6 protein-coding genes are annotated in these 8,088 nt (G+C 60.0%); all 6 read left to right on the forward strand.

Features of this window, described 5'->3' with window-relative positions:
- The coding region (locus tag RDL77_RS24345; RefSeq protein ID WP_288195062.1) for a topoisomerase C-terminal repeat-containing protein at positions 1-991 on the forward strand (991 nt) is incomplete at its 5' end.
- 11 nt (positions 992-1,002) lie between these two features.
- Positions 1,003-3,327, forward strand: coding sequence for a ribonuclease R (gene rnr, locus RDL77_RS24350; protein ID WP_374042792.1), 2,325 nt, complete (start codon positions 1,003-1,005; stop codon positions 3,325-3,327).
- Positions 3,324-3,755 carry a DUF983 domain-containing protein gene (locus RDL77_RS24355; protein WP_288195063.1) on the forward strand — a complete coding sequence of 144 codons (432 nt, stop codon included), beginning with the start codon at positions 3,324-3,326 and terminating at the stop codon, positions 3,753-3,755. Before rnr ends, RDL77_RS24355 begins: the two co-directional genes overlap by 4 nt.
- Entirely contained in the window at positions 3,730-4,491 is a 762-nt protein-coding gene (locus RDL77_RS24360) for an NUDIX hydrolase (RefSeq protein WP_374042793.1), read from the forward strand. Before RDL77_RS24355 ends, RDL77_RS24360 begins: the two co-directional genes overlap by 26 nt.
- 3 nt (positions 4,492-4,494) lie before the next feature.
- Positions 4,495-5,673 (forward strand): MFS transporter, encoded by a 1,179-nt coding sequence (locus RDL77_RS24365; protein WP_223615168.1) that lies wholly within the window; start codon positions 4,495-4,497, stop codon positions 5,671-5,673.
- 260 nt (positions 5,674-5,933) lie between these two features.
- Positions 5,934-8,088: S8 family serine peptidase (locus tag RDL77_RS24370; RefSeq protein ID WP_288195064.1), on the forward strand; the 2,155-nt coding region annotated here is incomplete at its 3' end.

Genomic DNA, 8,088 nt, shown 5'->3' on the forward strand with positions numbered 1-8,088 from the left:
CCATGCGTACACGCACGACGAGTCTAGCAAAACCCAGCGCAGCCGGACCGACGTGCGGCTGCATTCCAAGACCAGTGCTTTCCGCAGCGAAGGTGGTATAAAGAGCCTGCGAGTCTACACCGCTCCCGATGCGCTGAACGACCAGCTCGGCCCGCTCGTCTTCCCGCCGCGCGAAGACGGCAGCGATCCGCGCATCTGCCAGGTCTGCGGAACCGGCAATCTCTCGCTGAAGCTCGGAAAGTACGGCGCGTTCGTCGGCTGCTCGAACTATCCGGAATGCAAGTTCACCCGTCAGCTCGGCGGCAGCGAAGCCTCCGGCGAGAACGGCAATGGCGACGAGCCGAAGGTGCTCGGCAAGGATCCCTATACGGACGAGGACGTCAGCGTGCGCAACGGCCGTTTCGGCCCCTATGTGCAGCGCGGCGACGGCAAGGAAGCCAAGCGCGCCAGCCTGCCGAAGGGCTGGACCATCGACGCCATGGACCATGAAAAGGCGCTGGCGCTCCTGTCATTGCCACGCGACGTGGGCCAGCATCCCGAATCGGCCAAGATGATTTCGGCGGGTATCGGTCGTTACGGTCCCTATCTCTCGCATGACGGCACCTATGCCAACCTGGAAAGCGCGGAAGACGTGTTCTCCATCGGCCTCAACCGCGCCGTCACGGTGCTGGCGGAAAAGCTGGCCAAGGGCCCGGGCCGCGGGCGCGGCACACCAGCGGCGCTGAAGGATCTGGGCGAACATCCCGATGGCGGGCCGATCACCGTGCGCGACGGCAAATACGGTCCCTATGTCAATTGGGGCAAGGTCAATGCGACCCTGCAGAAGGGCAAGGACCCGGCAACCGTCACCGTCGAGGAAGCCCTGCTCCTCATCGCCGAGAAGGCCGGGGCCAAGGGCACCAAGAAAGCCCCTGCCCGCAAGGCCGCGGCGAAAAAGCCCGCCGCCAAGAAACCAGCCGCCAAAAAGGCGGCGACGAAAAAAGCTAGTTAGGGACCCGAACATTGGCACGCCGTATCTCTCCACCCAAAGGAAAAAAGCGGCCTGCCAGTTCCGCAGAAACCGGTCGCGAGCCCTATCTGCCGGGCCGCGAGGAAATTCTCCAGTTCATCAAGGAGAATCCGGACCGCGCGGGCAAGCGCGATATCGCCAAGGCCTTCAACCTCAAGGGCGATGCACGCATCGGCCTGAAAGACATTCTGCGCGATCTGGCCGATGACGGCCTGGTGGAAAAGCGGGCGAAGCGCCTTGCCGTTCCCGGCAGCCTGCCAAGCGTTGCCGTCCTCGATATCACCGGACGCGAGGGCGATGGCGGGCTGATTGCCAAGCCGGCCGAATGGCCTGCCGATCACGAGGATCGGCCGCCTACCGTTTTCATCCGCGCCTCGCGCAACCAGAAGGGCCCGACGCCCGGCGTCGGCGACCGCGTTCTCGCCCGCATTTTTCAAGGCGCCGATCCGAGCGGTCCGGCCTATACGGCCCGCGTCATCAAACGCATCGAACACCGCAAGGATGCGGTGCTGGGCGTTTTGCGCCATCTCGACAATGGCGAATGGCGGATCGAGCCGGTGGAGCGGCGGCAGGCGGAGCTTTCCGTCGACCCGGCCCAGCTGAACAATGCCAAGGCGAACGACCTCGTTGAAGTCGAAGTGAGCAAGATCGGCCGCTACGGGCTGGCGCTTGCCCGGATCAGCCAGATCATCGGCTCCGTTGCCAGCGAGCGGGCGCTGTCGATGATCGCCATCCATGAGCACGAAATCCCGCATGTGTTTCCCGACAGCGTCATTGCCGAGGCGGAAAAGGCCAAGCCCGCCACCATGGCGCACCGGGAGGACTGGCGGCACGTGCCGCTTGTCACCATCGATCCGGCCGACGCCAAGGATCACGACGATGCCGTCTGCGCCGAAGCGGACACGGACGAGAAGAATCCCGGCGGCTTTATCGCAACCGTCGCCATCGCCGACGTCGCCGCCTACATCACGCCGGGTTCGGCACTCGACCGCGAAGCGCTGAAGCGCGGCAATTCGGTCTATTTCCCCGACCGCGTCGTTCCCATGCTGCCTGAGCGCATTTCCAACGACCTGTGCTCGCTGAAGGAACTGGTCGACCGCCCCGCCCTTGCCGTGCGCATGATTTTCGGTGCCGACGGGCGCAAGATTTCGCACACATTCCACCGGATCATGATGCGCTCGCATGCGCGCCTGTCCTATCCGCAGGCACAGGCCGCCATTGACGGTGCGACCGACGAGAAGACGGCGCCCATTCTCGACAGCATCCTGAAGCCGCTCTGGGCGGCCTATGCCGTGCTCAAGCGCGGGCGCGATTCCCGCGAACCGCTGGAACTCGACCTGCCGGAAAAGAAAATCCTGCTGACGCCGGAAGGCAAGGTCGACAAGGTGGTGATTCCGCCGCGGCTCGATGCGCACAAGCTCATCGAAGAATTCATGATCCAGGCCAATGTCGCCGCCGCCGAAACGCTGGAGCGCAAGCGCCAGCCGCTGATCTTCCGCATCCACGATGCGCCCTCGCTGGCCAAGCAGGAAATTCTGCGCGAGTTTTTGCGCACGCTGGATATTTCGCTGGCGCGCGGCGCCGAACTGCGCCCGAACCAGTTCAACCATATTCTCAAGCGCGTCGAAGGCAGCGAACAGCAGGAACTGGTCAATCAGGTCGTCCTGCGCTCGCAGTCGCAGGCGGAATACAACCCCGAGAATATTGGCCATTTCGGTCTCAACCTGCAGAAATATGCCCACTTCACCTCGCCGATCCGCCGTTACGCCGACCTGATCGTGCATCGCGCGCTGATCGCGGCGCTGGCGCTCGGCCCCGACGGCATCACCCATAAGGAAGAGGAAGATCTGCCGGAGATCGCCGCGCTGATTTCCACCTCGGAGCGGCGCGCCATGGCGGCCGAACGCGACACGGTCGACCGGCTGATCGCCCATCACCTCGCCGGACAGGTCGGCAGCAGTTTCCAGGGGCGGATTTCCGGCGTGACCAAGGCCGGGCTGTTCGTTGCCCTTGCGACATATGGTGCCGATGGCTTTATTCCCATTTCAACCCTCGGCGATGATTACTATCTTTACGACGAAACCAACCATGCCCTTTCGGGCGAAAGAAGCGGCAAGGGCTTCCGGCTGGGCGATATCGTCGATGTGCGCCTGATCGAGGCCCTGCCGGTGGCGGGTGCATTGCGGTTCGAAATGCTGACCGAACCGCATGCCGTTCCAAGCGGCGTGCGCTCGCACCACAAGGCCAAGCGTTTTGCGCGCGGAAGCCAGAAACGTCCGGGCGGGTTTTCTCGCGGCGGGCGAAGAGGTAAGGGATGACGGAACATATTTTTGGTGCGGATACTGCCCCGGCAAGACCCGTCCGCCCGGTGGGGCAGGCCATGTGGCGCGGCTTTCGCAGCCGATGCCCGCATTGCGGCGAAGGAAAACTGTTCCGCGCCTTCGTCAAATCGGTCGACCGCTGCGCCGTCTGCGGCGAGGACTATACCCACCAGCAAGCCGATGATTTTCCTGCTTATATAACCATCACAATTGTAGGCCATATTGTGCTGGGCGGATTCCTCGCGGTGGAAACGCTCGTCCTGCTTTCAAGCTGGGTGCATCTGGCAATCTGGGCACCCCTCACGGTTGCCATGTCAATCGCCCTGCTCCAACCGATAAAGGGCGCGATCATTGGATTGCAATGGGCCAATTACATGCATGGTTTCGGCGGCGAAACCGATGAGCTGGAACCGCCGGAACGGTGACACGATGCCATTGAGCGACCTCGACAAATCCGCGCCTGCCAAAGCCGCACATGCCCGCCTGCGGCCGCGCGATGCCGCATCGCTGCTGCTCGTTGACCGCACGGGCAAGGATGTGCGCATCCTCATGGGCCGGCGCCACATGCGCCATGTCTTCATGCCGGGGAAATTCGTGTTTCCGGGCGGGCGCACCGAACGGGCCGATGGCCGGATTGCCGCCTTTGGCGAGTTGACGCCGGCCGACGAGGGCAATCTTTTGAAGGGCATGGGCACGCGCCCCAGCACCCAGCGCTGTCGCGCCCTCGCCCTTTCCGCCATCCGCGAGACGTTTGAGGAAGCCGGGCTGTTCCTCGGCCGGCACGCACCCGCCGCCATCGGCCACCCCGATTGGGCTGCCTTTGACCAGCGCGGCATCCTGCCCGACCTTTCGGCCATGCGCTATTTTGCCCGGGCCACCACGCCGCCCGGCGGCTCGCGCCGCTTCGACACGCGCTTTTTCATGGCCTTCCGCGAAGCGGTGGCCGACAGCCTGCCCGAGGGCACCGGACCGTCGCTGGAGCTCGAGGAGCTGTGCTGGCTGCCCTTCAACGACGCCCTGAAGCTCGATATTCCGACGATCACCCGCGCCATCATCCAGGAGGCGCAGGCGGTGCTGGAGACCAATCCGGCCCTGCAACCCGGCCACACCGTCGTTGAATACCGCATGAAATACGGGCGCTTCGTCCGAGAGGTCTTCTAGTTCATGGATGCAATGCAGAAGACGTCCGACCAGATCGTGGTCCGGTCATCCTGGCGCGCCCTTGTTGCGGCCATCGCGACGATCAGTGCCGTCGGTGTCGCCATCGGCCTCGGCATTCCGCTGCTCAGCGTCATCCTGGAAAATCGCGGCCATTCCGCCACGATGATCGGCCTCAATGCGGCGGTTGCCGGCATCGCCTCCATCGTGGCCGCGCCCTTCGCCGCTTCCATCGCCGCGCGGCTCGGCGTGGTGCCGACATTGCTGATCATGCTCTTGATCGGCGCCTGCTCCTTCTTCGGCTTCTATGTCTTCAGCGATTTCTGGGTCTGGGTGGTGCTGCGCGTCTTCCTGCATTTCGCCCTGACCATGCTGTTCATCCTGTCGGAATACTGGATCAACACCGCCGCGCCGCCGGAAAAACGCGGGCTGGTGCTCGGCGTCTACGCCACGGTGCTGTCCATGGGGTTTGCGCTCGGACCCTGGCTGTTTTCGCGCATCGGCAGCACCGGCATCACGCCGTTTGCCGTTGGCTTCGGCATCATCATCTTCGCCATGCTGCCTGTTCTCCTGGCGTGGAAGGAAAGCCCCGACTTTCACGAGGAGGAACATGTGCCCTTCGCCCCCTTCATCTGGGCGGTGCCGACGGCAACGGCAGCCGTCTTCGTGTTCGGCGCGGTGGAAACCGGCGGCTTTGCGCTGTTTCCGGTCTACGGCTCGCGCATCGGCTACAGCGAGGCGGATGCCGCCCTGCTCCTGACCACCATCGGTCTTGGCAATGTGCTGATGCAGATCCCGATCGGCCTGCTCAGCGACCATGTGCAGGACCGCCGCAAGATCCTGCTGGTCTGCGCCCTGGTCGGGCTTGCCGGCATGTGCATCCTGCCCTTCATCACCGCCAACTGGTATCTGGTGGCGGGCCTGTTCTTCATCTGGGGCGGCGTGGTGGCCGGGCTCTATACGGTCGGCCTTGCGCATCTCGGCTCGCAGCTCACCGGCCGCGAACTCGCCTCGGCCAATGCGGCGTTCGTGTTCTGCTATGCCGTCGGCATGCTGGTCGGCCCGCAGGCACTGGGGCTTGGCATGGATGCGATGGGCCCCGGCGGATTTGCGGTGTCGCTGGCGATATTCTTCGCCGGTTACGCGCTTCTGGTCGGTTCCCGGCTGATAAGACGCAGGAATTAGGGCGCGCATTGGTCTCTTTTCGGAGAATCACCCGAAGCTACACCACAAAGTAGAACCAGTTTACTACTTCTAATTAAGCGGGAAAAAATGGGCGGAATTTCTTAATACTTTAGTATAACTTGCCGCCAAAACCGGCGGGTTAACGCTTTGCCCATATATTTTGCACTTGACTATTACACGTCATTGCAACTCTATTTGCCTCACATTTTATTTTTCTATTTCTGCATTTCAAACGACGCTTATATTGGGAACTATATTTCATGTTTTTTCACGCCTCTGGCGCGGCTTTTTCCGCGCGTTCTGATCGCTTGTCCAAATTCCGCAACCATCTGATGAGCAGCGTCTGTGCCGCGCTGATCGTTGCTGCTGCCGGATCCGGAGCCCATGCGCAGGAGGTGCCGGGCAAGTATTTCAATGCCGATGGCAGCAGGACAGATGATCTGGAAAAGGCGGCGGCGACATGGCGTGCCGACAAGGAGTTTCAGGGCAATTGGGGTGTTGGGGCCTTGAAAGCAGAATACGCCTATGCGCGCGGCTTGTACGGGCAAAACATTAAAATCGGCGTAGTGGATTCTGGAATTTATCTACCCCACCCGGAATTTACCCCGTCCCGTTTTCATCCGGTCACCGTTGAAGGAAATTATCTTGCTGACAACAATTGGACTGACGATAAAAAACGCACGTTCAAAAAGGGTGAGGTTTTCAGTGTACCCGGAGTTTATATTAGCGGGGTCAACAATGCTCACGGAACTGAAGTCAGTGGTACGATAGGCGCTGCCAAAGACGGGGTTCAGTTTCATGGGGTGTCTTTTGAAGCTGATATCTATTCAGCGAATACCAACGGGACAGATAATATTCAGCAAGGCTCCAACAACCTTGATTATAATTATTTCACAGCAGTTTATGATGCTCTAGGCAAACAAGGAACACGAGTTATCAATAACAGCTGGGGACAAATATCCAGTATATCAGCTGAAAGTCGAGTGAGTACGCCAAACGAACTAGCAAACGCTTATAAAAACTTCGGGCAGCTTAGAACAAGTGGTCATAAGACTTGGCTCGACGCCATCGCAGAATCTGTAGAGAAGCATGATGTGATCCAAACCAATTGGGCGGGAAATGCCGATGTTGAGTCTCCCACCAGCCCAAGTCTGGAGCCAAACCTCCCCTATTTCAGATCAGAGTTGGAGGGACATTGGCTCGCAGTCAGTGGATATGCGCGTGACATGGGCCAAGTTTACAATAAATGTGGCGCTGCCAAATATTGGTGCGTCATGGCGCCGACAGATGTTCTATCAACAGATATAAATGGTGGCTATAGTCCCAATTTTAATGGCACTTCTGCGGCTACTCCCCATGCGTCGGCCTCGCTTGCATTGATTATGCAGCGTTTTCCTTACATGACCAATGCTGAATCCTTGTCTGTATTGCTGACAACGGCACAGAACATGGAGGACGATCCCAATAGACCCCAGCATACCTTAGGAAAGTTGTGGCGTAACGTGACTCCTTTGAAACCCGGTTTAACAGATCTTCCCAATGCCTATGGTTGGGGCCTAATCGATCTTAAGAAAGCCATGAACGGTCCTGGTCAGTTCCTCGGTCGGTTCGATGCGAATCTGGGTGCCGGCGTGAAGGACACGTGGAGCAACGACATTTCGCAGGTGGCGCTGGACCAACGCAAACGGGAAGAAACGGAAGAGGTGGCCGCTTGGGCTGCGCGCAAGAAGGCGCAGGGGTGGGAAAGCGGTTTTGGCGAAAAACAGCGCTCTGAACTGGCGAAGATAATCCAACCGCAGTTTTCTTCTGACAAGATCGCTGCCGCCGAAGCCCTGCTGACGACGTTGTTCAAAGCCATAGGTGCCAACAAGTCCAGCTTTACCAAAGCTGTAATGGATGCCAACCGCAAAATCAAAGCTGATCCGCTTGCATCGGCCCTGCTTGCCGATTTCACAAACGCTTATCCGAAAGCAGTCACAACCTACGGAACAGATCCCAGCGCAGATTTTGCGGCCTATAAAGCCGGTCGAAAAGACGATCCTCTCGCGGTGCTGAAACAGAAAATGTTGGCTGAACAGATAACGTCGCTGGAAACGGAATATCAGTTCACCGAATCCCGCACCGCCTATCTCTCCGGCAAGCTTGCCGATCCCAAATCCTATGATGCGGGGCTGACGAAATCCGGGCCGGGCTCGCTGTCGTTGACGGGGAAGAATACCTATCGCAGCGATACGCTGATCAACAGCGGCGAACTTGGCATCGGGCTTGGCGGTTCCATCGTCTCGGCGTCGGTCATCAATGATACGGGCCTTTTGACCGTCGATGGCACGGCGGCTGCGGTGACGGCGAATGCGGGCGGGCAGTTGAAGGTCAATGCCACGGGTGCGACCGGCGATCTCATGCTGAATGGCGGCT

The sequence above is a fragment of the uncultured Phyllobacterium sp. genome (genome assembly GCF_902479695.1).
Lineage (GTDB): Bacteria > Pseudomonadota > Alphaproteobacteria > Rhizobiales > Rhizobiaceae > Phyllobacterium > Phyllobacterium calauticae.

What these genes read in the sequence shown, in the direction of transcription:
- RDL77_RS24355 (WP_288195063.1), top strand. Translation starts at nt 3,324, where the DNA reads ATGACGGAACATATTTTTGGTGCGGATACTGCCCCGGCAAGACCCGTC.
- RDL77_RS24360 (WP_374042793.1), top strand. Translation starts at nt 3,730, where the DNA reads ATGAGCTGGAACCGCCGGAACGGTGACACGATGCCATTGAGCGACCTC.
- RDL77_RS24365 (WP_223615168.1), top strand. Translation starts at nt 4,495, where the DNA reads ATGGATGCAATGCAGAAGACGTCCGACCAGATCGTGGTCCGGTCATCC.